Annotated in this window: 22 protein-coding genes and 1 tRNA gene; 14 read left to right on the forward strand and 9 right to left on the reverse strand. The window is 40.9% G+C overall.

Annotation, left to right across the window (positions count from 1 at the left end):
* The 4 genes from ACM0OX_RS00005 to ACM0OX_RS00020 form a co-directional block, all read left to right on the forward strand.
* Positions 1-256: hypothetical protein (locus ACM0OX_RS00005; protein WP_414512020.1), on the forward strand; the 256-nt coding region annotated here is incomplete at its 5' end.
* A gap of 446 nt (positions 257-702) precedes the next feature.
* Positions 703-1,665, forward strand: a complete 963-nt coding sequence (locus ACM0OX_RS00010; RefSeq protein WP_289798613.1) for an orange carotenoid protein N-terminal domain-containing protein — start codon at positions 703-705, stop codon at positions 1,663-1,665.
* Between the two features lie 123 nt (positions 1,666-1,788).
* Complete coding sequence (locus tag ACM0OX_RS00015; RefSeq protein WP_414512023.1) at positions 1,789-2,022, forward strand: hypothetical protein; 234 nt, start codon at positions 1,789-1,791, stop codon at positions 2,020-2,022.
* Positions 2,023-2,084: 62 nt separating this feature from the next.
* Positions 2,085-2,777 (forward strand): hypothetical protein, encoded by a 693-nt coding sequence (locus tag ACM0OX_RS00020; protein ID WP_414512025.1) that lies wholly within the window; start codon positions 2,085-2,087, stop codon positions 2,775-2,777.
* A 415-nt stretch (positions 2,778-3,192) separates the two neighbouring features.
* Here the strand turns inward: ACM0OX_RS00020 and ACM0OX_RS00025 are convergent, their stop codons facing one another.
* Entirely contained in the window at positions 3,193-3,648 is a 456-nt protein-coding gene (locus tag ACM0OX_RS00025) for a nuclear transport factor 2 family protein (RefSeq protein ID WP_414512027.1), read from the reverse strand.
* Positions 3,649-3,822: 174 nt separating this feature from the next.
* On the opposite strand from ACM0OX_RS00025, the gene ACM0OX_RS00030 reads away from it, so the two are divergent.
* Positions 3,823-4,410: a Uma2 family endonuclease gene (locus ACM0OX_RS00030; RefSeq protein WP_414512029.1), complete on the forward strand. Its 588-nt coding sequence runs from the start codon at positions 3,823-3,825 to the stop codon at positions 4,408-4,410.
* 2 nt (positions 4,411-4,412) lie between these two features.
* Here the strand turns inward: ACM0OX_RS00030 and ACM0OX_RS00035 are convergent, their stop codons facing one another.
* The 3 genes from ACM0OX_RS00035 to ACM0OX_RS00045 form a co-directional block, all read right to left on the reverse strand.
* A complete protein-coding gene (locus ACM0OX_RS00035) occupies positions 4,413-6,347 on the reverse strand; it encodes a hypothetical protein (RefSeq protein ID WP_414512031.1) in 1,935 nt (644 codons plus the stop codon).
* A gap of 422 nt (positions 6,348-6,769) precedes the next feature.
* A complete protein-coding gene (locus tag ACM0OX_RS00040) occupies positions 6,770-7,174 on the reverse strand; it encodes an ExbD/TolR family protein (RefSeq protein ID WP_094352241.1) in 405 nt (134 codons plus the stop codon).
* Positions 7,158-7,811, reverse strand: coding sequence for a MotA/TolQ/ExbB proton channel family protein (locus ACM0OX_RS00045; RefSeq protein WP_414512032.1), 654 nt, complete (start codon positions 7,809-7,811; stop codon positions 7,158-7,160). Before ACM0OX_RS00045 ends, ACM0OX_RS00040 begins: the two co-directional genes overlap by 17 nt.
* Positions 7,812-8,153: 342 nt before the next feature.
* On the opposite strand from ACM0OX_RS00045, the gene ACM0OX_RS00050 reads away from it, so the two are divergent.
* Positions 8,154-9,614 carry a TonB family protein gene (locus tag ACM0OX_RS00050; RefSeq protein WP_414512034.1) on the forward strand — a complete coding sequence of 487 codons (1,461 nt, stop codon included), beginning with the start codon at positions 8,154-8,156 and terminating at the stop codon, positions 9,612-9,614.
* Positions 9,615-9,805: 191 nt separating this feature from the next.
* Here ACM0OX_RS00050 and ACM0OX_RS00055 read toward each other — a convergent pair whose 3' ends face one another.
* Positions 9,806-9,964: a hypothetical protein gene (locus ACM0OX_RS00055; RefSeq protein WP_414512035.1), complete on the reverse strand. Its 159-nt coding sequence runs from the start codon at positions 9,962-9,964 to the stop codon at positions 9,806-9,808.
* Positions 9,965-10,216: 252 nt separating this feature from the next.
* On the opposite strand from ACM0OX_RS00055, the gene ACM0OX_RS00060 reads away from it, so the two are divergent.
* Both ACM0OX_RS00060 and ACM0OX_RS00065 read left to right on the forward strand, forming a co-directional pair.
* Entirely contained in the window at positions 10,217-10,462 is a 246-nt protein-coding gene (locus ACM0OX_RS00060) for a hypothetical protein (RefSeq protein ID WP_099099597.1), read from the forward strand.
* 10 nt (positions 10,463-10,472) lie between these two features.
* Positions 10,473-11,513, forward strand: coding sequence for a hypothetical protein (locus ACM0OX_RS00065; protein WP_414512037.1), 1,041 nt, complete (start codon positions 10,473-10,475; stop codon positions 11,511-11,513).
* A 154-nt stretch (positions 11,514-11,667) separates the two neighbouring features.
* Here ACM0OX_RS00065 and ilvA read toward each other — a convergent pair whose 3' ends face one another.
* The gene (gene ilvA / locus ACM0OX_RS00070; RefSeq protein ID WP_414512039.1) at positions 11,668-13,179 is read right to left on the reverse strand and encodes a threonine ammonia-lyase, biosynthetic; all 1,512 of its coding nucleotides are present in this window, start codon (positions 13,177-13,179) and stop codon (positions 11,668-11,670) included.
* Between the two features lie 404 nt (positions 13,180-13,583).
* Here ilvA and ACM0OX_RS00075 point away from each other — a divergent pair, with 404 nt between their 5' ends.
* The 3 genes from ACM0OX_RS00075 (at position 13,584) to ACM0OX_RS00085 (ending at position 15,923) form a co-directional block, all read left to right on the forward strand.
* Complete coding sequence (locus ACM0OX_RS00075) at positions 13,584-13,895, forward strand: RNA recognition motif domain-containing protein (RefSeq protein WP_289798627.1); 312 nt, start codon at positions 13,584-13,586, stop codon at positions 13,893-13,895.
* Between the two features lie 384 nt (positions 13,896-14,279).
* Entirely contained in the window at positions 14,280-14,804 is a 525-nt protein-coding gene (locus ACM0OX_RS00080) for a hypothetical protein (protein ID WP_414512041.1), read from the forward strand.
* A 111-nt stretch (positions 14,805-14,915) separates the two neighbouring features.
* Positions 14,916-15,923, forward strand: coding sequence for an aldo/keto reductase (locus tag ACM0OX_RS00085; protein ID WP_414512042.1), 1,008 nt, complete (start codon positions 14,916-14,918; stop codon positions 15,921-15,923).
* 518 nt (positions 15,924-16,441) lie between these two features.
* Here ACM0OX_RS00085 and ACM0OX_RS00090 read toward each other — a convergent pair.
* Both ACM0OX_RS00090 and ACM0OX_RS00095 read right to left on the reverse strand, forming a co-directional pair.
* Complete coding sequence (locus tag ACM0OX_RS00090; RefSeq protein WP_414512044.1) at positions 16,442-17,200, reverse strand: Uma2 family endonuclease; 759 nt, start codon at positions 17,198-17,200, stop codon at positions 16,442-16,444.
* Positions 17,201-17,264: 64 nt separating this feature from the next.
* Entirely contained in the window at positions 17,265-18,491 is a 1,227-nt protein-coding gene (locus ACM0OX_RS00095; protein WP_414512045.1) for a tetratricopeptide repeat protein, read from the reverse strand.
* Positions 18,492-18,848: 357 nt separating this feature from the next.
* Here ACM0OX_RS00095 and ACM0OX_RS00100 point away from each other — a divergent pair, with 357 nt between their 5' ends.
* From ACM0OX_RS00100 to ACM0OX_RS00110, 3 genes are all read left to right on the forward strand, one after another.
* On the forward strand, positions 18,849-19,439 hold the full coding sequence (locus ACM0OX_RS00100) for a chromophore lyase CpcT/CpeT (RefSeq protein ID WP_414512047.1): 591 nt from the start codon (positions 18,849-18,851) through the stop codon (positions 19,437-19,439).
* A gap of 236 nt (positions 19,440-19,675) precedes the next feature.
* Positions 19,676-19,746, forward strand: a tRNA-Cys gene (locus tag ACM0OX_RS00105).
* Between the two features lie 232 nt (positions 19,747-19,978).
* Complete coding sequence (locus ACM0OX_RS00110; protein WP_414512049.1) at positions 19,979-21,217, forward strand: tyrosine-type recombinase/integrase; 1,239 nt, start codon at positions 19,979-19,981, stop codon at positions 21,215-21,217.
* 583 nt (positions 21,218-21,800) lie between these two features.
* Here the strand turns inward: ACM0OX_RS00110 and ACM0OX_RS00115 are convergent.
* The gene (locus tag ACM0OX_RS00115; protein ID WP_414512050.1) at positions 21,801-25,562 is read right to left on the reverse strand and encodes a tetratricopeptide repeat protein; all 3,762 of its coding nucleotides are present in this window, start codon (positions 25,560-25,562) and stop codon (positions 21,801-21,803) included.
* Positions 25,563-25,708: the final 146 nt, after the last annotated feature.

The raw sequence follows: 25,708 nt of genomic DNA on the forward strand, positions 1-25,708 counted from the left end.
TGGTCGACTGAGAAAACTTTTTCTCTCCCGACAATTAATCCACCCTGCTCCCCGCAAGCGGGGAGGGGAGACAAAGCGTAGCTTTGGCGGGGTGGGGTTCTTTCTTATTTTTGATTTATGCAAGAGGTCTATTGTAGAGACGGCGATTTATCGCGTCTTTGTGATGATTTATCGCATCTTTAGCAATCTAGAATTTTCATCAAAAAAGCTTAACCGAACCATATTGACAGTCGGCTGTGACGCTTGTGATGTTTGATAGCGAATAGGTACAGCTAAGGATTATGGAAATTTGATGCACACAAAAGTACTAATTGCATTAAATTTAACATCAGCAAAACTTATTGGTTGTATAAGCATAAATTATAAATATATAACTGAGAAGGTATTGCTTATTTGTAACGAACTTGTTATGTTTCTTTACATAAAGATACTAAAACAGCATCAATGCGTTAAAACACCGTTAATCAAGGCTTTTTAAATAACCATGCAGTTGAGGCTGCAATGTGCTTTGCCAAGTATCTAAACTCAGCGGCAACAGCATCACTATGCCTTTATTAGAATCTGTGTCTACAACAGGCTTTCTAGTGATGCCAAAACTACTGAGTGCCTTTATTAACAATTGAACGCATTTCTCTTCTGTCTTTGCACATTTTATTTTTCACATTTCGGTAGAACTGTAATTTTCTTTTTGGAATTTCTGCTATGTCTTTTACCATCCAGTCGGCTCAAAGTATTTTTCCCGGCACCCTAGTTGCTGACGTTGTTCCAACCGTCGTCGAATCATTCTCTAAGCTCAATGCTGAAGACCAACTAGCATTACTTTGGTTTGCTTATACCGAGATGGGTAGAAGTATTACAGTTGCGGCTCCTGGGGCAGCCAACATGATCCTTGCACAAGGCTTACTCGAACAAATTAAGCAGATGCCTTTTGAGGCTCAAACGCAAGTCATGTACGATTTGGCTAACCGTGCTGATACTCCTCTGTGCCGTTCTTATGCATCCTTCACCGTGAATATCAAGTTGGGCTTTTGGTATCAGTTAGGAGAATGGATGGCTCAGGGAATCGTTGCTCCAATCCCACCAGGTTACAAGCTTTCTTCTAAAGCTGCCGATGTGTTACAAGCCATCCGCAATGCCGATTCAGGTCAACAAATTACCATCCTACGCAATACCGTAATTAGCATGGGATTCGATCCGAATGCTCCTGGTAGTTATAAAAAAGTCTCAGAGCCGGTAGCTCCTCCCACTGCACCAGCATTTCGGACTAAAGTCACCATTGAAGGCATCAACAATCCTACGGTACTTGGCTATATCAACAACATGAATGCCAATGACTTTGATGCTGCGGTTTCTCTGTTTCGTTCCGAAGGTGCTTTGCAACCTCCCTTTGAAAGACCAATTGTTGGTCAAGACGCAATTCGCGCTTATATGCGTGAAGAATGCCAGGGATTGAAGATGCTCCCAGAGCGCGGCGTATCTGAACCTGTGGAAGATGGCTATACTCAAGTTAAAGTTACAGGCAAAGTCCAAACCCCTTGGTTCGGAGCCAGCGTGGGCATGAATATTGCATGGCGGTTTTTGATAGATCCCCAAGGCAAAATCTTCTTTGTAGCGATTGACTTGTTGGCTTCTCCTAAAGAACTGCTGAACTTAGTACGTAAATAGAGGGCTAGATTAGTTGCTGCTTAAGCGTGGATGAAGCGTAGCCCGTCGTAGACATCGCCACGCTTAAGCAAAAGACACTGATAACCTAATCAGCATTCAAGTTGCATAATCAGGGCGGGCAAGATGCCCACCCCACAAGATATTGAGAAAATTTTCATCTGCAAATTAGATGTGTTTTACGTTAGCGGCTTCTTTGATATCTTAATGTTGCGATCGCTATTGAAAACAACCGATTCCATCAGCGAGTTTTTAGGCTTTAAAGTCTTAAAATATACTAAACTAGAATCAGTAGCACTGACCTCTAGAATCTTTCTTGCTCAAGAGCATCTCAACTATTCCTTACTTGTTTATATTTAAATAACAATATATCTTTGGACAGAGTAATAATTTATTCATCTACCAAGAGTAATAGATTATCAATGACTTTTTTCAATTCCTCTGAGCCGCTCCTGCGTGAAAAACAGCAAGAGCTAGATTTTCAAGATATTCAAGGTCTAGTCTGTCTCAACTACCAAATTGGAAATTTCACTCTCTTTTCAAAGTTTTATACTCGCGTCGACCAAGCATTTATTCTCTGGGGACTAATTTCATCTGGAATTTTCGTAACTGCCCAGTTTCTACCCATTAGCTGGAGTAGCCAAGCGATTTTGTGGTCAGCGCTTACCTTATTGGGTGCAGTTGGCATGGTAAGTTTAACTTGGTTTTGGGCAACTGTAGAACAGCTACGCTGGGTTGTTTATAGCTGGGCGATTTTAATCTTAATGGGTTTAATCTTGACCGATCTGAGCATTTTTTTGGGATGGGGAGAGGTTTTGATCCGTTTGTGTCCACTGTGGTTAGGATTAAGTGCTATCGGCTATCTTTGCACCGGGATAGGAATGCGATCGCGCACATTTATTCTGATGGGGTTTATTCATTTGCTGGGAATTTTAGTTTTGCCATACTGCGGTGTCATGCAATTTCTCTCAACGGGGCTAATTATGACCGTTAGTTTACTGTTACTAGCAGAATTACAATGGGATATGCAATCTTCAAGTGATTACAACCAATTAACACCACAACAAAAGCAGTTTAACCAAGTACAGTCCCAACGGCGTCAAATGAGTAGCTAAAGTTATAAAGAATTAAAATCTTGCTTTAGACAAATTTGTATAAACAATATAGCTATATCTCTTGGCTAGGTAGTGTTTATACTTGAGAGAGAGAGTTTTTCACCCAACAGTTAGCTATTCTAGTTTGTGAGATCAAATAACACTGTATGGGTGTTATGCCGCTGTGACCCATCATCGGACATCCAAGGAGAGCGACCGCAGATGTTTGAACAGTGTAAATTAATCAAAACCTTGACGGTGTGGAGTTTTTGTCGCTTCCTCCACTTTATTATCACCTAGGGAAGGTTAAATTCTTCATCAGAGCGGTCTGAGGTGCTAAACGTCTTGTGTTTTTTACGTTACAAATTACTTTTGATACTCCAATATCCTTAATTCAAAATAAATTAGGGATATTGGAGTTTCACTGTTAATGTAACTATCTGTTAGTTGGCGTTTGTGTGTCAAAATATTCACGCCAACGACTAATTTGACTATCCCTAAAATCTACAACAATTACGTCATCAGCTTTATTACGACGACCTGTCGCCTTTTCTGTATCTTCGTAGTACCACTCTACTGCTGCCTGATTTGCTCCAATGATAATCCGTTGGATGTCTATTTTGACATCTGAATACTGTTGTTTAAAATTGGCAAGTCCTTCTCGAATTCTTTCTTGCCCCCGCCAGCATTGACCAGGTATGATTAGTTCTCCATCAACTGTAAACAATTGTGTAAGAGCATCGATATCTTGAGCAACCCATGCATCTTTAGCTTTTTCTATTAATATCTGGATATCTGGTTGGTTCATAGACTGACTGGCAAATAAAGGTGTGCTAAAAGTTAAGCTAACAAATATAGTTCCTAACACTAGCCATTGAGATAGCCAAAGCATCTAGATTTTTCTACCCTCTAAAGTATCAAGCTTATAGAGCATTAATAAAATTTAACCAGAAATTGTTTTGATTGCGATCGCTATCCATCATCTCATCATGCGATGTCTACGACGGGCTACGCCTACGCACCCCACACAGCACTACACTAGAAAGTAAGATGCTCACAATAGCCTATGAACGCCACAACGACCACTTTCCCTTCTACACTCAAATTGAAAATTGACTTGACTGATGAGCAATTTTTCCAAATGTGTCAAAAAAATAGTAATTATAGATTTGAGCGTACAGCATCAGGGGAAATATTAATTATGCCACCTACAGGTAGTGACACTGGCAGACGTAATGTTAAAATCACCACTCAATTAGATATTTGGAACTCTGAGACTAATTTAGGCGAAGTTTTTGACTCTTCAACTGGCTTCACCCTACCTAATGGTGCAGAACGTTCTCCCGATGCTTCTTGGGTGAAAATTGAGCGTTGGAATGCTTTAACCCCAGAACAACAAGAAAAATTTGCCCCAATTTGTCCTGATTTTGTCGTAGAGTTGCGTTCTCGTACTGATTCCTTGAAAGAATTGCAAGATAAAATGCAGGAGTATATCGAAAATGGCACTCAATTAGGCTGGTTAATTGATCGGAAAAATAAGCGAGTGGAAATTTATCGTCCAGGTAAAGATGTAGAAATATTAGACAATCCTGCTAGTTTATCAGGAGAAAATGTACTTCCTGGATTTGTGTTGTATTTACAGCCAATTATGTAATTTTATTGATTAGGATAGATATAGCGCATTTCAAAACGACTTTGTTCCCAAAGTGGGATTAAAGCTTGTTTAGCAGCACTTAACTGAGCTTGTGAAAAAGATATTCTACCCTTTTCCATAATCCAAATAAATATCCGAGTAATTAAATCTGCTTTGAAACTATTCTCGTATTCACTATTATTGATTCTTACTACTTGCCGATCTAAGCAATCTATAGCATATTTAAAAGTCAAGTTTTTCCAGTCTGTGGAATTGCTATAATTTTCTTCTGGGGAATTTTTCCACTCAACTCGCCGCAAATTTCCGAAAATATAGTCTATGCCTGTTATGGAAGAATCTGTGTTACGCACTAAATTTGTATAGGCTTGATAATATGGTTTCAATAGCGAAGCTGCAATATTTTCCACATAGATATGTAGCCAAGATTGGATGTCACGAAGATAAGGTACTAAATCTCTGATATTATCAATTTCTTTAATCAGCGCACGTTCATTTCTGTAATTTGTTATTTTTGCTAGCAATTCAGATTCAGATAATTGAGATTTTTGTGAGTAATAATTAATAACCTTGGGAATATATTTATCTAATAACCACTGTTTGGTATATCTAGCTGTCCAAGTTCCTCTTACTCCAATATCTTGCTGCCAGAAGCTAAATTTAGCAGTTTCTATAGATTGTAAATTAATATCATTTAGTTCGTAGAGTATGTTAACTTGAGTGCTAGGTAATAAAGATAAATCTCTGTCAAATTTTGGGAAGATAAATGTATGATCGCGAATTCCTCGACTCACTCGAATTGATATATTTTCTCTATGAAATAGATGCCATTCTGACTTACCTTTCTTATAATCAAATTCCTTAGCGAACTGCTGCATCAACTTCCATAATTCTTGTCTTACAGAAAAAAGAATAAAACCACGAACTTCTGAGAACTTTACGAATTCAAAATTCCATGTTTCTAAAGCATTCTCAAATTCAATTATTGAGTTTTTATATTTTTGGCAAACTTCATCGATACACAAACACAAGTCTGTTGCTTCTAATTTTGATAAAATAACTGTTGTTTGACCCAAATTTACTGTAAAATTATTTTTATCTAATTCTTTCAAAAAACGACGACAACCCCAATTTAGATGGGTATGTAATCCTGTCATTAATTGACCTAAAATATCTTGATGATTTAAGTGAATTTTTAAACCTTTAAAAAAGATACTACTAAATTCTATTTGACAATTACCTTCTCCAAAAGCTTTGGGTAAATTACAGGCGATCGCTACTTTTGGTTTAACAACAACTAAGTGGTAGCCTTCTAGTGTTATAGAAGGCTCAAAATCACATTTTTCTAAAAAATACTGTAAATCTGGATGGCGTATGATTAATTTTTCTATTAAGTTATATTTAGGATATGTCAAAATATCAGCTATGTTTTTATCGATATTTTTAACTACATCAAAATTGAGTTTATTATAAAAGTTTGAAGCGATATCGTTATTTTTTAAGGTATCTATATTTAGATCAAAAACTAATTCTTCTTTATTGTAATGTAGACGCTGAAAAACCTTGATTTCATATCCATTGGTGACAATAAAAAATAGTGTATTAAAATGATTACTATAAAATATACCTTGCTCAATAGCCTCAGTTAACTTAGTTTTTTGCGGTTCTATAGCTTCTACCAAAATCAGTGATGTATCTGTATTTTGTTTTTTAACATCATCTGTGGCAAAATAAACCTGAGCAATTTCTGGATTTTTGGTGCGTGTTTCTGATTGATATGTTTTCAAAGAGTATCCACGATGACATATCTCTGGATAGCAGAGATAGTGAAACATGGGCAAAATTAACTTTTCTTTTACGTCATCTTCATTATGTAAAACACGATGGTCAAAACCTTGTATCCATGTAATGAATTTTTTAATTGACTCTGGAATCGTCATCAGATAATCTACCTGCTTGTATAAATTTGCTATGCCTATTTTGTTCGTGTAATTAGCAATTTATCAAGTCAGTTTGGATTATGTCGTGATTGTAGATACTAGAATGGAAGCATTCGGCTGAAACTTAACCTTGGCAAAACCTACATCATTGAAGAAGAAGTCAGAATTCAGAAGTCAGGAGTCAGAATGAAGATGCTTGTATCTGGCTCCTGAATTTTGTTTTGATAAAAGTTACTGCCATTAGAATTAATGTATTCAAAACCTTTACCCTTTACCCTTTAACCGAACCGTATTGGTGTATAACAAGGATTTTGGGCAACGCATAATAAATTGCTGGAGATGTCTATTAGACAAGAAGGAGTTAGGAGCCAGAATATATAATTTTCCTGACTCTCTGAACTTCTGATGCCTAATATATTTATTTACTCTCTTTGGGTAGCGATCGCTAATTTAGCTCCCGGAACCTGACGTACCCGATCCATCACCGCCACCACCCGGCCATAATCAACTTTTTCATCAGCATTAATAATCACTAACACTTCTGGATTGGAACCAACTAAAGTCCGCACTTGCGCTGTCAAATCATCAACTGCAATTGGTTTACGGTTCAGGCTTACCTGTTCTTTTTCATCTACCGTAATGGTAATTTTAGTGGGAACTTGCTGTTGTTTCGCTGTGGCAGCCTTCGGTAAATTGACTGGCAAACCTTCCGAACGTGTTAAAAACAGAGTTGACATAATGAAAAATGTCAAAATTGCAAAAATCACGTCAATCATCGGCACGATGTTGATCTGTAATGGAAGTTCTGGTTCATCTGGTAGACGCATACGTTTTTTCTCCTCGTTCATAGCGACGGCGGTAAAGTAATTCTAGCTGTCCACCATACTCCTGAATTAGTGCAATTTGCCGTTGGTACAATCCCCGAAAGGTATTGGCAAACAGGAGTATGAATATAGCAACGATCAATCCTGATGCAGTTGATACCAGGGCTTCACTAATCCCAGATGTAACACTTGTCGTTTTACTACCTCCCACATCACCAAGATTTAGGGAAGCAAAAGAAGCTATCAATCCTAACACTGTACCGAGAAGACCTAACAGTGGAGCCAGACTAATAATTGTCTCGAAAATGTTTTGGAAACGTTTGAGTACAGGTATCTCAGCTTGCGATTCACTTTCTAAGGCCAAACGAAATTCCTCTGGATTTGGCTCTTCTAATTCTAAAGCCGCCAGAAAAATCCGAGCGAGTGGCAAATCTGCGTTTTTCTGAAGTTTATCCATTGCACCGACAATATTATCAAGACGGTAGAGATTCAAAACATCTCGCACTACCCGGTTTTGACGCTTATTAATCCGTACCCAAAACCTGATCCGCTCGAAGATCAGTGCCACACCCAATACTGAAAACGCCAACAGGGGCCACATGACCACACCGCCTGCTGCAAACAAATTCTGAATTCCCATGTAGTGCCTCTATAACTTCATCCACAATACAAAATCAGACTACCAGAATCTAGAGATAAGATGAAACTTATTCTCAACAGAATATAAAATATAATGATAATTTTTTCAAATGGAACGTTCATGATTTTTATTTACTCGTTCGTTTGTTTTACATAAATTAATTTAATTTAATTGCAATAAAAGTTAATTTTGTCCAAAAAACATGATATTGGTGGTCTAAAAAGATGTGTATCCTAGTCTAGGGTTCCGTAAAGCTATCCCAAATAATTTGAATTGTTTACTTGATATTTGTAACCTGGCATTCTAAGATAGCTAAATTAGTGAGAATAGGTAGCAATAGCTATGAGCTTTTCCGGCACTACTGTCGAGCAACGTTCCAAAGAAGTTGAGGCTCTCAAGTCTTTTCTGACTTACAGTCTAATAGGTTCACTGGCGCTGCATATCGGCGTACTGTCTTCTGGCATAAGTAATTATTTGACGAGAGTGCCCACACAACAAGATGATGCAATAGAGTTGGCGATCGTGGATGCTCCGACTGCGGAACCAGAAAAACCAATTGCAGAGATTCCAGAAGAAATAAAAAAAGAACCAGAAGTTGTCCAAAAACAGCCTATAGAAACTCCACCAGTAGAAAAATTTGAACAGATTACAGCAGTCCCTCAGAAGCCAGAGCCAATAAATACGCCGCCAAAAGCAATTCCTATCAAGCCAGAAGTTGCTGTGAAATCTGCACCTATTCCACGATCAGTACCAGAAGTACCTGTAAAATCTGCACCCATTCCACAATCAGCTGCGTCTGAAGATTCCAAAGCAAGTTCGGCAGGTGGCGGTGGTGGCGGTGGATCTGGTGTTGGTTTAGGCTCAGGTAGTGGTATTGCTGTAGGTACAAGCAGCGGTGCTGGCCTTGGCGGAGGTACTGGTACTGGTACTGGCGGTGGCATTGGCAGTGGCATCGGTGGTGGCATTGGTAGTGGAACTGGCACTGGCACTGGTAGCGGAATTGGTAGTGGAATTGGTAGCGGCACTGGTAGTGGTATAGGCAATGGAGTAGGAAACCGTCCGACAGTAGCAACAGCACCAACAACGCCAACACCTCCAAAAATTAACAGTTCAGGTAATGGTAATGGTCGTGCAGCTTGCCGCGAATGTAATGCCAAGTATCCAGAAGCCGCAAGACGGCGAGGAGTTGAGGGCAGAGTAGAAGTAGCTGTAGATACTGATGCAGAAGGCAATGTTACTAATGTGCGGATTGCTCGCTCTAGTGGAAACCGCGACTTGGATGAAGAAACCAAGAGACAAGCGCGTGACTGGAAATTAAAACCCGCAGAAGGTGGTAGACAAGGGGTATCTATAGCCACTGAATTTGCTCTACAAGGTTCACGGCGATATCGCCAAGTTCAAGAACGGAAAACACAAAGACAAGCACAAGAGAGAGAGAGAAGCCAGCAAACAACGGCTGCTAACTCTACAGAGGCAGCTCCAAAACGTAGGCGCAGAGAGTTGATACCTGCATCAAGACCAGCAATATCTGGCTTGAGTAGACGGTTGGAACCTCAAACAGGGGAAAATGCTGCGAGAAACTCATCATCTGAAGCTAGAACAACTCGTACTCAAGGAACTGCAAGAGAGTCCCTACGCCGCATCCGGCGCGAGCAAACGGCTACCGATTCATCACAAAAGCCACAAGCAACGACAAATCGGCGGCGGCGAAGAGATAACGCTAGCCAGAATAAATTGCGGGACTCTTTACGCCGTTTACGCCAACAACCTCAATCACAACCTGCTGCTCCCAGTCAGCAGTAGTTTGTCAAGTTGAAATTCATGGGTTAGTAATAAGCGCTTGAGCGCTTAACAAAGGACTAAAGTTCTGACTACAAACTTATTGACCCCGTGAAGTTGACTTGACATACTACTAGTAGAGGGATCAAACTTATTGGAATCATACTTTGATTAACAACGATCGCCGCCTCCTGTTTTTAGGAGGCGGTTGTTCTTTAGACAGAAATGGCTCCATTAAGCATTACCCATCTAGCATAAGGAAGAGGGGTTAGGAGTGCGGTAATTTTATGATGGGCTATTAGAGACACTGGCGATCGCTTGATTTGCCAATCAATAGTAGTGGAAGTAAATAATCCTGCACTTTCTCCTACCAACTTTTATGAGCGGGGCAATGTAAATCGCCTGCGCCTAAAGAATGGTAGTAGTGTTTGCTCATCACCACTTATATGCTGAGAGATATAGTCAATGGCTAACTCTCAAATTGCTCATCTGCACTTTATGTCTAGATGTGAAATTCACTGATTTGAATAAAACTTCTACATAAACACACACTGATGCGGTTTGATTTGCTTGAATAGCTATATTGATAGGACATTGATAACGTCGGCAATTCACAATTCCTGATTATGGCAAGTAAATTCATTGATGTTAGAGAATATACTGTCAGGGCGCACAAAAGACAGATTCATACTCGTGTTTTCCAGTTTGTCTGTAAAGAGTGTAACGATCTGACAAAACGCGAGACTTTCGGCCCTCGACCTTTATATTGTGAGAGATGTCGCCCTCCCCAACCGCCTAAGAAATCCCAGCCAGCATCTCACAAGGCAAAACCCAGAGCAATGTCTTATAAAAGTGACATCGATTTAAATTGATTAAACCCCTATGACTCAAAATGGACAATTAGAACCACCTCCGGGAACCTTTCTCTCACCACTGTTGGAATTACGAGACTATTATGCTCGCCTCACAGAAGAGTATGAACGCCTCTTTGTACAAGCGCGATCGCAGCTCGATCATGTAGAAGCATTGTTGTCCAACTGGTCTTTTTCTGATACCAACAAGCAGATATCAAGATTAACGGCGACTGATGAAACCTCAAATCTTTCTGGGGAAAGTTCTCTGCGGTTTTTATCACCTCTTGATGACATCGGCGAAATCAACTTGGTGGAATCTTTAGAGTCAGAACGAAAAGACTCAGGTCGAGTTGAGATAAATAATTCTTTTTCTGCTGCTGTTGATACAAAAGAGAGTCAACCTCAAACGACATCAACAGATCCAAAGATCGCCTTAGAGAACAACGATAGTTCAACGAAGGTAGTGGAAATTCCGATGCTACCTCAGTATCAGCACGCTATCTCGCGAATGGAAGCCATAAAACAGCTATTGCAAGAACAGATAGGTACTGTTTGTCATATCGATTTTATCGTGCGATCGCTTTATGGAGAGTTAGATTCCAATCTATTCAAAGTAGTTAAAGGTAGAGTGCAATCTTCCCTCACCCAAGGCAGAGAAAGGAATTACTGGGTAACTATTCCCGATGAGCCAGGTTGTTATACTCTGGATTTAAGTTTGGTAGCCCCAGGTAATCGCAATGGTGCCTCTAGGAGTATCAAAAACAAAAACAAGAAGCCTTTCGTTCCTCCGACAAAAACAGTACCGATGCTCAAAGCCTTTGAGGGTCAATTCTTAATTGATGCCCTCACCTCTCTGTTAAAACAAAATCCAGGTAAAGTTTTCAGTGTGGCTGAAGTCATCGCCGGAATTTATGGAGAACTAGATTCTCAGCAAACTAGAGAGATCAAAAATAAGGTGCTGAATGAACTATCTAGAGGCTATCGGACAGGTAGATTCGCTAGGGTTCCTAATCAAATCGGCTTCTATACTTGGGACTCAAATCTGATTTTGAAGGGGAGTTCTCGTTAAATTGGGCATTGGGATTAGGTGACAGGTAATAGGTGACAGGTGATAGGGAATAATCAGTAACCTGTACCCTGTAACCTGTAACCTGTAACCTGTAACCTGTACCCTGTACCCTATAACCTGTAACCTATTCCCTTCTTCACTACCCACTCCCCACCTATCCCAAAAACAGCTTGTATGCCGGATTCTTGTTTTCATCCCAATAGCGATAGCCCAGATGGTCGAGAAAGGCTTGCCAATCTTTCATCTCGTGGGGGGGAACCTGGATACCAACAACGATTCGTCCGTAGTCTGCACCATTGTTGCGGTAGTGAAAAAGACTAATATTCCAGTCGGGACTCATGGAAGTAACAAATTTCATCAATGCGCCGGGACGTTCGGGAAACTCAAAACGGTAGAGTAATTCGTTGTTAGCTAAGGGAGAGTGTCCACCCACCATGTGCCGCAGATGTAGTTTAGTTAGTTCGTCGTCTGTTAAATCAAGGGTTTCAAATCCATGAGCTTCAAAGGTTTCTACCATCTTGACAGCATCGGCACGATTTTGAATTTGCACGCCGACAAAAATATGGGCTGTTTTTTCATCGGCAATACGATAATTAAACTCGGTCAAGTTACGGTTGCCAATACATTCACAAAACTGGCGAATACTTCCCCGTTGCTCTGGAATTGTGACTGCAAAGATCGCTTCGCGGCGTTCGCCGAACTCTGCTCGTTCTGCCACAAAACGAAGGCGATCGAAATTCATGTTTGCACCACAGGCGACAGCAATTAAGGTTTGCCCCTCGATTTGTTCTCGTTCGGCGTAGGCTTTGGCAGCTGCGATCGCCAATGCACCAGCTGGTTCTAAAATGGATCGCGTATCCTCAAACACATCTTTAATCGCAGCGCAAGTATCGTCTGTATCCACCAAAATAATTTCATCTACATACTGCTGACATAAACGGAAGGTTTCTTCACCGACTTCCCGCACCGCCACGCCATCAGCAAATAACCCCACTTGTGACAAGCGCACCCGATGTCCGGCTTTAAGCGATTGAGACATGGCATCAGCATCAACTGGTTCAACACCAATAATCTTGATTTCGGGACGCAACCGTTTCACATAAGCCCCAATTCCAGAAATTAATCCGCCCCCTCCAATTGCCACAAAAATTGCATGGATGGGTTGCTGATGTTGCCGTAAAATTTCCATCCCAATTGTTCCCTGTCCAGCAATTACATGGGGATCGTCAAAGGGATGAATAAAAGTCAATCCTTTTTCTATTTCTAATTCACGCGCATAGCTATAAGCATCGTCATAAGTGTTTCCATGTAACACCACTGCTCCGCCCCTCATTCTCACCGCATCCACCTTGACTTGGGGTGTGGTTACTGGCATGACGATAATCGCTTTGGTTCCCAAACGATTGGCTGCTAGGGCGACTCCCTGAGCATGGTTCCCCGCAGACGCGGCAATTACACCCTGCGCCAATATATCTGGCGGCAGTTGCACCATCTTGTTATAAGCACCCCGCAGTTTAAAGGAAAATACTGACTGCATATCCTCACGTTTCAACAGGAGTTGATTATTCAGCCGCGCAGACAAATTTGGAGCATACTCCAGTGGTGTTTCCTGGGCAACATCATATACACGGGCAGTCAGAATTTGGATGAGGTAGTCGCAAAACATGGGCGTCAAGGTGTTAGCAAATGCTGGATGGAAACTAATTTTACGTTACAAGCGATCGCACTGGTTTTATTGATTTATTCTCTCTCGAAATTTTGATTGAACAAAATCTAAAAATTACCAATTAATATTCTTTGAAGATAAATTAAGTTCAGTTATGGAAACTTTTCGATCGCTGCAAATTTCATGCGATCGCTGGTAGGTTGATTTGAAACTAGTTTTGCCAACTATCTGAATACTTAGATCGACAGATTAAGTATAGTGTTACTTACGAACATAACTTCTCCATTTATGTTAAAGTATGCGTGGAAGATGAAATTCGGCTGTACAGTTTGTTTTTATATATACTTGTATTACAGACCTCTCCGGATCTAAATCTCTACACCCTCTGATTCTGGAGACATTCTATGTCAATTTACGTCGGCAATCTATCTTATGAGGTTAAAGAAGATGACCTCCGGCAAGTCTTTGCAGAATATGGAACTGTAAAAAATGTTCAATTGCCTGTCGACCGAGAAACAGGTCGGATGAGAGGTTTTGGGTTTGTGGAATTGGAATCAGACGCACAAGAACAAGCGGCGATTGATGCCCTTGATAACGCTGAATGGATGGGTCGAAGCTTAAAAGTTAATAAAGCCAAGCCCAAAACAGATGGCGGTTCCTCTGGTGGTAGACGAGGAGGCTATGGTGGCGGTGGCGGTGGTGGCGGCCGCTATTAAGGTCTAAAACCAAAAATTTAACTCTCAGGTCTTAAGGGCAGACAAGGAGTCTGCCTTTTTTGTGCTTCGGTTAAGGGATTTCAAAATAAAAAAATATTCAATTAACTCTTGTGGGGTGGGCATCTTGCCCGCCATATAAACTGGGCGGGCGAGACGCCCACCCCACAATACTGGATAATTTATTTCTTGGAGTTCCCTAAACGAAGAAAGCTAGAGAGCAGATGGTCACTGAGCGACTTGCCTTGACTTGTGCCGAGCGGAGCCGAGGTAGCGAAGTCGAAAGGAGTCGAAGTGATGCAGGAGGTTTTAGCGAAATAATTATTATGAAGCCATGCGTTAGGGTAGCTTACCGCAGGTATCGTTTTTGTAATAGGTATAGCAACCATGAACCCAGAAGCTAAACATATTGTTAACGAACTAAGGCATAAGTTCTACACTAACTTTGCTGCTGCGATGAGTATGCCGGTACTTGTAACTGGTACATCTTATAGTAGTAATTCACCGATCGCATCTTGGATGGATCGTAGGCAGAGACTAAACTATATAAATGTATACGCTTATACAGCACCCGATGAATTTGTCCCATTCCGCCCATTCATTCTGCGAGTGGCTATTAACAAGAGTGCTGGTAGAGTCACAGTGACCAGAAAAGGACAAGTCTGCCGAGGTCTGAATTTGTTGTGGGATTTCGAGTTAACTGTATTACCAAAAGAAATCTTAGACTTTCTTCCTTGGATAGTTAACTTAGTTGAGGCCCATGATAAAGGTTCACCCTTGTTGCTAGAATCACCACCCCATTCATTTGAATTAAATGTGTCAGAGGTGGGGTTATTTAATAACGCCTGGACTGAAAAAGCTTGGCTGTTGGCAAATCCAACCATATTCCCTAATAGTAGTCTGTCAAGTTGAAATTAATGAATCAAGACTACAGGGTGGTTATAACTATCTCAAATTTTCACGAATGATTTCGGACTGCTATATATGCCTGATAATTAATAAGGCAATCTACAAATAGCAAAGATGCAGACTCTCCAAAAACTCTCACTCCCAAGCATGGGCTGCGGTACTTGGGCTTGGGGCAACCAACTGCTTTGGGGATATGACGAAAGTATGGATGAGCAGTTGCAAGCCGTATTTAACCTTTGCGTAAGCAACGGTGTAACTTTATTTGATACAGGCGATTCTTACGGAACGGGGAGATTGAATGGTCGGAGTGAGTCACTTCTGGGACGATTCAACCGAGAATATGTAGGTTTAGGTAAAGAAAATATTTGTATTGCAACTAAGCTTGCTGCTTACCCGTGGAGATGGACGCGTCAATCAATGGTGAGAGCTTGTCAATCATCTGCCCAACGCCTGGGAAAAAATGTCGATTTGGTACAAATGCATTGGTCAACAGCAAACTATGCTCCTTGGCAAGAGGAAGGACTTTTAGATGGTCTTGCCGATTTGTATGAGCAAAGACTGGTCAAGGGCGTGGGATTATCCAATTATGGGCCGAAACGGCTGATGCGAGTGCAGAAAAAATTTGCCGAACGAGGCGTTCCGATTACAAGTTTGCAAGTTCAATATTCTCTGTTGTCTACATATCCTGTCACTCAACTCAAGCTCAAAGACCTTTGTGATGAGTTAGACATTAAATTGATTGCCTACAGCCCTCTAGCTTTGGGATTACTGACAGGAAAATACTCTGAGCAAGGCCCTTTGCCTAAAGGCATTCGAGGTCTGTTATTTAAGCAAATATTATCAGGAATGCGTAGAGGCGAGGCGGCTTCTGCTGGTAAATCGCTTTTGGAATGTTTGCAAGAGGTGGCACAGTTCAGAAACAAAACTATGTCACAGGTGGCAATTAATTGGTGCATCTGTAAAGGAACTATTCCCATCCCTGGAGCAAAGAGCGTAGAGCAAGCTAAGGAGAATCTTGGCGCGTTGGGTTGGCAATTAGACGCTGGTGAGATTGCAGAGTTGGATAAGGCGGCGGCAAATGCAGACAAAAAAATGGTACAAAATATCTTTCAAACTAAGTGATTCAAGGTTGCTGAATTAGAACAGTATTAAATGTAACGATAGACCCAGCAATATCAACTAAAATAACGATGTTTGTAACGAAAATCGTAGTGGTGGTAACTAAACTCGTTATTTTAGTAATTTAAAGCGTGATATTTAGTGGCGATGTTTAGTAACGGCAACTGGTTTCAATTTAAAAAACCGGCGTTGCTGAATCAAGGGATGATTCCTGTAGGGTGGGCGTCTCGCCCGCTCCGAAATACAAGGGACGGGCAAGATGCCCATCCCACAAAACTAGCAAAATCATCCCGCAAATATGCAACGCCGAACTTTTAATTGCAGGACTTGGAAGTGGAGAGACGATAGAAGTTAATGATGAATGGTGGCAGCAAAAACTGAGCGAGATGAAAGCATTGAATTTGTGCGAATTCTCTATGCAGGGCAAGATATAGAAAGGATTTTAGAACAGGAATGATATTGATTAGCGATCGCTTGTATGATTACTTTAGTGGAGCGATCGCTTAAATAAATCCCACAAATCATGGATCATTTTGAGTGTCTATCTCAGATACATTCAAACCTGTTAACTTCGCTACCTGTTCTACTGTCATCCCAGACTCAAATAAGTTGCGTGCAGTTTGTAATAACTGCAATTCTGCCTTGTCTGCCCTTTGACGTTCCTTTTCTTCAGGGGTTGGCAGCAATTCCCCTGCCACATTTGCCCAGCGTAACCAAGTAGCATCAATACCTTTATAAGTTCCCTGCCACAACTGCAATCCTAACCCTAAAGATTGACTCACTAACTGATTTTGAGCGTTCACTGTAATAGGTTGATAAGCTCCTTTTTCAATAGAAAAACCAGCCAAATCATTAGAGTTAAAAGGGTCATACCAGAAATATTCTGGCACACGCATTTGATTTTGATAAATCAGCTTTTTCTGATTTTTATCTGCTTGGGCTGTGCTGTCCGAAAGCAATTCAATAACTATATCTGGTGTTTTCCCCTCTTCCCAAACCACCCAACTGCGACGTTCTCCTTTTGGGACTCCCAACACAGCAAAAAAGTCTGGCCCTTTAAAGTCTTTGTTTCGCACCTGAGCCAGACTGTAGTAAACGAACATATTACCGCCGATAAACCCATCCTCTCGTTCTTCCAACCAAGGTATCAAAGCATCTATCAGCAAATCCATCTGGGCTTTGTGTCGTGCGCTTTCCATCGGAATACCGTCATCGTCTGGTAATTCTGCTTGGGTGGGTGGGAGTTGAATATCTGGTGCAGCTAGGGTAGTTTCTGACATAGCTTTTCACCTTTTGGGGAGGCGTGGCGGGTATTTTTATATTAAGCGATCGCAGAAACTTCAGTTAATTTGCTTTCGACAGTTTTGCAATTTGCCCAGTAAAGTATGCTTCTTCATGTTTGAGTTGTTGCGCCAGTTTTAACCCTTGTTGAAAAGCTGTTAATGCTTGAGGGAATTCTTTGCGTTCTAGATACAATTGCCCAATTTGGTCATAAGCTTGCATCATTCCGTAAAAGTTGGCAGCTTGCGCCTGTATCTGCACCAGAATTTCGCTAGCCTGCAAAGCCTCTTCTGTTTGTCCTTGGGAACGATACAGCGCAATTAACTTCTGCAAAGCATCACCAGCCCGAACATACTCCTTTAATTGCCAAGCAGTAGTATAAGCTTCTTGATAATTATTAAAAGCTTCTAGCAGTAAGTTAGGATCTTTCTTAGCTAGAGATTCGTAATCTGAAGCGATCGCTAGCTTTAATTCTGGTATTTCCGTAAGATTATTTTCATTGACGTAAATTTCTGCTAGTTTATTAAGTACATTCAATGACTGCTGTGGTTGGCTTGTCTGCTCGTAAATATAAGCCAGTTGTTGCAGATATGTTACCTCGTTTACACGATCGCCAAGAGATGTAGCGAAACTCAACAATTCCTCGTAGATTGGCGCAGCCTTGCGATAATCAAACCAACTCAAATGCAGTTCTCCAATTGTTTTGAGGGTTTCTAATAGCGCTGCTCGATCTTGTTGTTGTCGCACTACTAGCAAAACTTGGTTGTAAGCTTCTATAGCCAGTTTAGACGCTCGCACATTTTTGTAAGCTTCAGCTAGCGATCGCCACAATTCTAAATCTATTGGGACGTTTTTTTTCTGAGATTGGGCTTGCTTTTGAATCGCTTGCAATCGTTCCGTAATATATTGTACTTCTTGTCCGTCGTTTAGCTTCCAAGCGATCGCGCCAACTCGTGATAATGCTTGCACCTCTGCTAATGAACCTAAAAAGCGCCGCAAACGTAATTCTCGGTTCCAAATTTCAAACGCCGCAACCTGTTCACCTGCTTGCAGTTTCGCCGCTGCTTCTTGATTTAACGCATCCAACGCTGGTTCTAACTTTTGCCGTTCTTGGAGAGTTAACGGTTGTTTATCCTTGAGCGATCGCGGTAGCAGTGGATCGGGTGTGGTAATCTCTAAAGGGCTGGGAGGAAATTCATCCGGTGGTTTCGGCTGTTTACTCTTTGCCAGTGCGAAGGAATTGCTAAAGAGTATAGTGGCAGTAGCGATCGCAATTAAGTGCCTGAACATGGGTACTTTACTTTGCCTTGAGTGATTTGCATGAGATAATTAGCAATTATCCCCATGCCCTATTATTGACTAACTATTCTCCAGGTTTACAAGAAAAGCCTATCTGAGAGCTATGTGGCTTCAGCGTATAGATGAAAGGCAGTGTGCGCATTTTGCCAAAATAAATGCCTAACGAGTTCTTGTTATCAAGTACAAGATATAAGCAGTTTAGTTGTACTGAAGCAGCCAAATTTTCTCCAGTCAGAGCAGCTATCCTAGATATAATTTAAAAATTGCGATCGCAACCAGGATTTTTGAGTCAGGGGAGTGTCAAAATAATCCTAGATCATATTTAAGCAACTAGTCGATCGTTTTGTAATGACTCATTCTACTGATATCGCCACTTTAGCCCGCTGGATGGCAGCTGACTTTAGCAATCAAGAACAAGCTTTTGAAAATCCACCTTTTTATGCCCATATCCGCGTGTGTATCCGTCCCCTTCCTTTAGAGTTGTTCTCAGGGGTAAGTTTATTTCTCGAACAAGCTTATGATTTTATGCTCAATCAACCTTACCGAATGCGAGTAATGAAGTTGATTCCGGCAGAAAACCACATTGCGATTGAACACTACACCGTTAAAGAAGAACAAAAATTTTACGGTGCATCTCGTGAACCCGAACGCCTCAAAGAGTTGTCTGTTGACCAATTGGAAAAAATGTCAGGCTGCAACATGATTGTAGAGTGGACAGGTAAGAGCTTCAAAGGCAGAGTTGAACCTGGTAAAGGTTGCATAGTGATTCGTGACGGCAAAAATACTTATCTGGATAACGAATTTGAGATTGACGCTAAAGAATTTTTCAGCCTCGACAGGGGAAGAGATTTAGACACCGATGAACGTCTCTGGGGTTCTATCGCCGGCCCATTTCACTTTCTCCGCTGGGGTAGTTTTGCCGATGAAGTAAAGATATAACAAGCCAGGAGTGAAGAATTACAACTCTCTTTAATCAGCTAAGAGTTACTTGTCCTGCGATCAATCTGCAATCGAAATTTTCTAGCGATCGCCTAAAGACTACCAAAAACATCCAGTTAACCTACTATCTCTACCTCAGAATCCTATGCTATCATGGTTTAACTAGCGCCCGATGACTACTAAATGGCTACTAAGATACCTTAGCAACATTAAAGTAGTTCAGGGAATCCTGCTGTGGCGGCATAGCCAAGTGGTAAGGCAGAGGTCTGCAAAACCTCCACCCCCGGTTCAAATCCGGGTGCCGCCTTTAAAGAAATATAAGCACTACAGGGTTTTCAAGCCCTTTTTTATTGGGCGTTAAAGGCTTGCTTTCAAAGCCTTCAGAGATTTTTGGGGTTATTTTGGCTAGTTTGGGTAAAGAACTGGGGTAAAAATGGGGTAAAAATGTAAGGTAGAGGTTTTTACCCCAATAAGTATTTCTGGGGTAAAACTGGGGTAAAGTGGAAGGGTAAAGGTCTTTACCCCAGTTAATTACCCTTATGGAATCTCAAAAATCTCAAAGTATTGCCCGTCGGGGTTCAGTGCAGATTAAGAACTCTAACGGCAGTCTCCAATTGGTTTTTTCTCATCCTATTATTACGCCCACTGGAGAGCTAAAAACCAAGCGTTTCTATCTTTCAACAAGGCACGATGATACACCTTTTGGGAGACATCAAGCATCGGCTTTGGCGACAAAAATCCAGAGGGATATTGACTATGGAGAGTTTGATGCCAGTTTAGTTAAGTACAAACCAGCAGCGTCATTAAGCACCGTTACCCCAATTACCCCAACTACACCTTCACCTAAACCCCAACCAGACTTGGGAGAATTATGGGAAAAATACACTGAATTTAAAAAACCACAGGTTAGTCCTTCTACTTATGCAGTTGACTACCGCAAGTATCGCAATCACATTGCTAAGTTACCAACTAAAACTTTAGATGATGCGATCGCAATTCGAGATTATCTCATTGCAAATCTCAGTGCTAATGCCGCCAAACGTACTTTGACAAATATAAATGCTTGCTGTGATTGGGCACTTAAGAGTCAGCTGATTGAATCAAATCCATTCCAAAGTATGGCAAAAGATATTCAGATACCGAAGTCAGAATCGGCAGAATATGAAATTAATCCCTTCACTAAGGAAGAACGAGATAGCATAATTCAAGCATTTGAGGAGAGCAAACTCTACAACTACTATGCTCCTTTAGTAAAATTATTATTTTTTACTGGGTGCAGACCATCAGAAGCGATCGCTCTACAATGGAAGCATATCAGTGATAAATACATTACCTTTGAGCAAGCAATTACCATCAGTACTAAAGGGTTAGCTCTCAAAGATGGATTAAAAACTCAAAGCCAAAGGCGTTTTCCGATTAATAATCAGCAACGTGAAATTTTAGACTCTATCAAACCTGAGAACTGTAACCCAGATGATTTTATCTTTAGAAGCAAGAAAGGCGGCATAGTAGACTTTGGAGATTTTCTCAATCATGCCTGGAAAGGTTACAAAAATCACCGTGGTACACATATAGATGGAATCGTAACTCAACTTGTAAAACAGGGTGTAGTAAGCGAATATCGCAAACCTTACCAATGCAGACACACTTTTATTACTCTTTGCCTGGAAGCTGATATTGATGCGAAGGATGTAGGAAGGTGGGTTGGTAACTCTCCAGAAATTATTTACAAGCATTACGCAGGTAATAAACGTAACCTACAGGTGCCAGAACTATAAATTTGTTGAATCAAAATATAGGCGATCGCCTACAAAGCAATTGTGTTAATCAGAAAATACGGTAATCTGATAAAAGTAGCTTTTGCATCGAATGCTGCTACTTATGATCGCCTTGTCCATTAACTCTTAGCATTTGTGTAAATAACACAAAGACGCGATCGCGCTTTATTCGGTGTCTGCCTTTATACTGCCACCCAAATCAACGAAAGCTGCACTTTGCTCAAAAGAGATGTTATTGGCACTAGGGGTTCGTCCCAAGCTGATCATCAGGGCATACAACACTAAAGGTGGCAAAGATACCAGAGAAATTCAGGTTCACCCCAGGCTTATTGGTAACAAGTTAAGTAAGTGTTATATGTGATACAAAACCTATACCTGTGATGCTCCCAGAAGATTTAGATACCTACGTGCGTAGTCAGTCTAACCGTTCCGAGTGGTTGCGGCAGGTTATTGCTGAGGCTGTAGCTAAAGAAAAAGCTGAAGCTTCCCAGGAAGATTGATTGGGAATTTTACCAAGCGATCGCTGGTATATTTGTAATTGAGATAAAAGTAGCGATTAATGCCAGCTTGTCCACTTTTACCCCTAGTTAACCAATGGATCTGTATTTCCCTGACAAATCCATGCTCCCCAGTAAAAGGGATGTTCTAATGGTGTGTCTTTTTCTTGACAATCAATTCTAGTCTTGACTGATAACTCTTTGACCGCTAAAAGTTCCTTTAGCACTTCCAGACCCAAAGCTGATTCGCGCAATTGCTTAACTGTAATTGTACGTATATAATTCTGAGCAGAATGTAACGCCTCAGACCGACTCCTGCCAGACTGCAAGTGATCAAAAAAACGCTCCATCAGTAAGGCAGTTACTTTGTCAGGAACAGACCATAGGCTCATCACTAGAGTTTTTGTACCTGCCACTGCAAAAGCACGCCGCAACCCAAATACACCTTCGCCAATTTTAATATCACCTCTGGCAGTATCGCAGGCAGAAAGAACCGTCAATTCATTCGCCCACAAATCTAAACTGGCAATATCTTGGGCAAAAACAAAGCCTTTACCTGCTGCTTGAGGAAGTCTCCCACCAGCAAGCCAAGTATTAGCACCTGCTAACGCCAGCCCAGAACGCAACATAGGATTTTCTACCTTGGTTGTTCGCAGACCTTCCATGTTTAGTAGGTTGCGCCTGTTAGTGACTGGTTGCGCCTGGGAATCGCTTTGGAATAAGCCATGAGTTGCAATTAGCATGATACTAGGACACTCGCTACTTGTCAGGCGGGTTTCTAGTGCTTCTGCGCCTAAGTATAATTTGGCATCAGGCAGTTTTTTCGCCACACTTTCCCCCAAAAACCTTGTCCCTGGAGCGCGAAGGAAGCCTTTTTCTGTGAGATGATCGTTTAACTGAAGACTTCGGACATCGAGCATGAAATTTTTTTCCCAGTCCCCAGTTCCCGATCGCCAATCCCCAGTCCCCAATAAATCAAAATCAGGATCGGCAATGATTAATGGTGTCGAAATAAAACCTGTTGGTAGCTGAACTTTGCTACGGAGAATTTCTCGCCCGACACCCAGATAACTGATGGTATAGTCATCCATTAATAGACGTGAGCCTGTGGCATCAATCGGCAATATCTGAAACGGCACTAAGTTTAAATTCCCATCGGGTGCAATAATTAGATGGCTGCAATCTTTCACTAAGTCCCGGATGGGGTCGAACACTGCTTGACTCAGTTGCATCGCATCTGTGGGATTGTATGATTTGATGTGCAGCTTTGGTGCGTCACTACCTTTACCCCAAGCTAATGTCGGGTGGGTGTAGTCAGATGCTTGTAAGCGAAAGGCTTGAATCAGTTCATCGATGGATGCGCTTGCCCCTAAATCTACCATCTGTACGGCATCTAATTGTCCGGCTGTTAAAATAAATGCTAAATACCGAGCTGGATGCCATTGTGTTTCTCCATTGGCCGAAATTGCCTGAAAATCGAATACGTCAAAGCGGACAAACTCGACCAAAATAGAATCAGAAGGTAATGCTGCGACAATCGCCTGACGGTCGAAAGTTTGCTGTGATAGCTGAATTTCTGGAACTTGTGCTGCTAATTGTTTTTGTAAGTTGTTATGTCTGTTTTGCAGTTGTCTCAAATTATCTTGGTATGTAGCTAAGTCATCTGTTTTGGGAACTGCAAAAGTCAGATGGATAATTTGATTGCTCAAATCGCGCAGTTGACGGAATTTTTCTGTTAGATGCGGGTAACGGCCATTGTAAAATGCTTCATTTTGAGCCGCCAGCGCTGAGGCGGTTAAGGCTTTACGTTTGAGAACAAAATCTAAGGCTGCAAGTTTTGCTTTATCTGAGTCAGCAAGATGGTTGCAGACTAGGGAAAGAAATAAGTCAAAGTTATTGCGAATTTTCTGGAGGAAGGACAGGCGATCGCTTTCGGAACTAAAAGCGAATATATTACGAATAATCTTGTCATTGATGTTACTGGCTTCGATGCGATGAGATAAAGCTTCATCTGGGCGGTTAGTCGCAGCTAACACCGTTGCGAGATTATTTAAGCTAAATGCAACATCAGGATGTTCATCTCCCAACAGGCGTTTTCTCATTGCCAAAGTTTCTACATACTTCTGTTGTGCTTCTTCATAGCGCCCCAGAGAAAAGTATAACTCTCCCAGATTATTCAGACTATTAGCGATTTGTGGGTGTTCTTCTCCTAATAATGACTTTCTCAGTCTCAATGTTTCTAAATGGAGTTCTTCTGCTTCTTGATAACGCTCTTGAAAGTCATAAATAACCGCTAAGTTATTCATCGTACTTGCTACTTGTGGGTGTTCGTCACCAAAGGCACTTTTAACGATAGCTAAGGCTGACGAAAGTAATGATTCTGCTTCTTGATATTTAAATTGAGCATGATATAATGCTGCTAAATTATTAATAATTGCTGCTACGAATGGATGTCGTTCTCCTAAAATATTTTTGGTCATCGCCAAAGATTCTAGATGCAGTTGTTCAGATTCAGAATACCGTCCTTGTAACCGATAAATAACTGCTATTTGGTTGAAAGTCAAGGCAATATCAGGATGCTCGTTACCTAAGAGATTTTTTTGAATTTCTAGGGCTGATAAATATTTTTGTTCGGCTTGAGAATAATTTCCTTGTTCTTCATAAAGTCCTGCCAGATTGTTTAAAGCACCGGCAATTACGGGATGCTCTTTTCCTAATGAGCTTTCTAGTATTGGAAATACTTCTAAATATAGTTTTTCAGCTTCTAAGTATCGCCCTTGATATGTGTAAATTACTGCCAGGATTTTTAAGCTATCAACAATATCAAACTCCTCAGAACTGAACAGTTGTTTTCTCAAAGAATAAGCTTCCAGAGCCTTTTGTTCAGCTAATAAATAACGCCCTTGAATCAGATAAAGTTCTGCTAAATTATCCAAGCCGCTAGCAATATCAGGATGTTCAGCACCTAGCAAGCGTTTTCTCATCGCCAAGGCTTCTAGATATTTTTGCTCTGATTCTATATAACGCCCCTGTTCTTGATAAGTTCCACCCAGATTGCTGAAGGTAGATGCGATATATGGATGTTCTGAACCTAATATTTCTTTCCATCTGTCTAAAACATCTAAATGCAGTTGTTCTGCTTCGAGATAACGTCCTTGAACATCGTACAATCTGGCCAAATTATTCAGGCTAATAGTAATATCAGGATGTAACTCTTCAAACAAACGTTTTTTCATCGCCAAGGTTTCTAAGTGCATTTTTTCTGCTTCTTTATAGCGTCCAAGGGATGTGTAAATTGATGCTAGATTAGTCAAAGTTTGAGCAATATCTGGATGTTCATCGCCAAACAGACGTTTTCGCATTGCTAAAACTTCTAAATGTACTTGTTCAGCTTTGAGATATTTTCCTTGTTCTCGATAAATTTCTGCCAGATTATTTAAATTAGTCGCAATTTGAAAATGTTCGGCTCCAAAAATACTTTTCCAAAGTTCCAGGGATTCTAAAAAATATTTTTCGGCTTGTGAGTAATTACCTTGTGAATGATATAGTGCTGCCAGATTATTTAAAGATTGTGCAACATCAGGATGTTCTGAACCTAAGAGACTTTTTCTAATAGTTAACGCTTGTAAATACAAGGGATTGGCTTCTAAATAACATCCTTGTATCCGATATAATTCTGCTAAGTTATTCAAGCTATCACAATATTCTGAATGCTCTGTTAGCTGCTGGCTTGATCCTAAATTGACAGCTTGTTGGGCAATGATTATTGCTTGCTTTAAGTTTCCTTGTCCAGCAAGTTGCACAACCTGTAAGTTAAGTTGATTTAATTTTTTTAAGAGTTTTTTCATCTGCTAGTTCCAGATGTTTGTATATTTTTTAGTTTTGACTTTTCAATCAATCAATCAATTACTTATTTTACCTAAAATTGTTCATCATGAGTTTCCATCCCCGTGAGGGGTAAAGGAATTAAAACCCTACCCTTTTAGAAGCCTTG

The organism is Nostoc sp. PCC 9305, assembly GCF_963920915.1.
Classification (GTDB): domain Bacteria; phylum Cyanobacteriota; class Cyanobacteriia; order Cyanobacteriales; family Nostocaceae; genus Nostoc.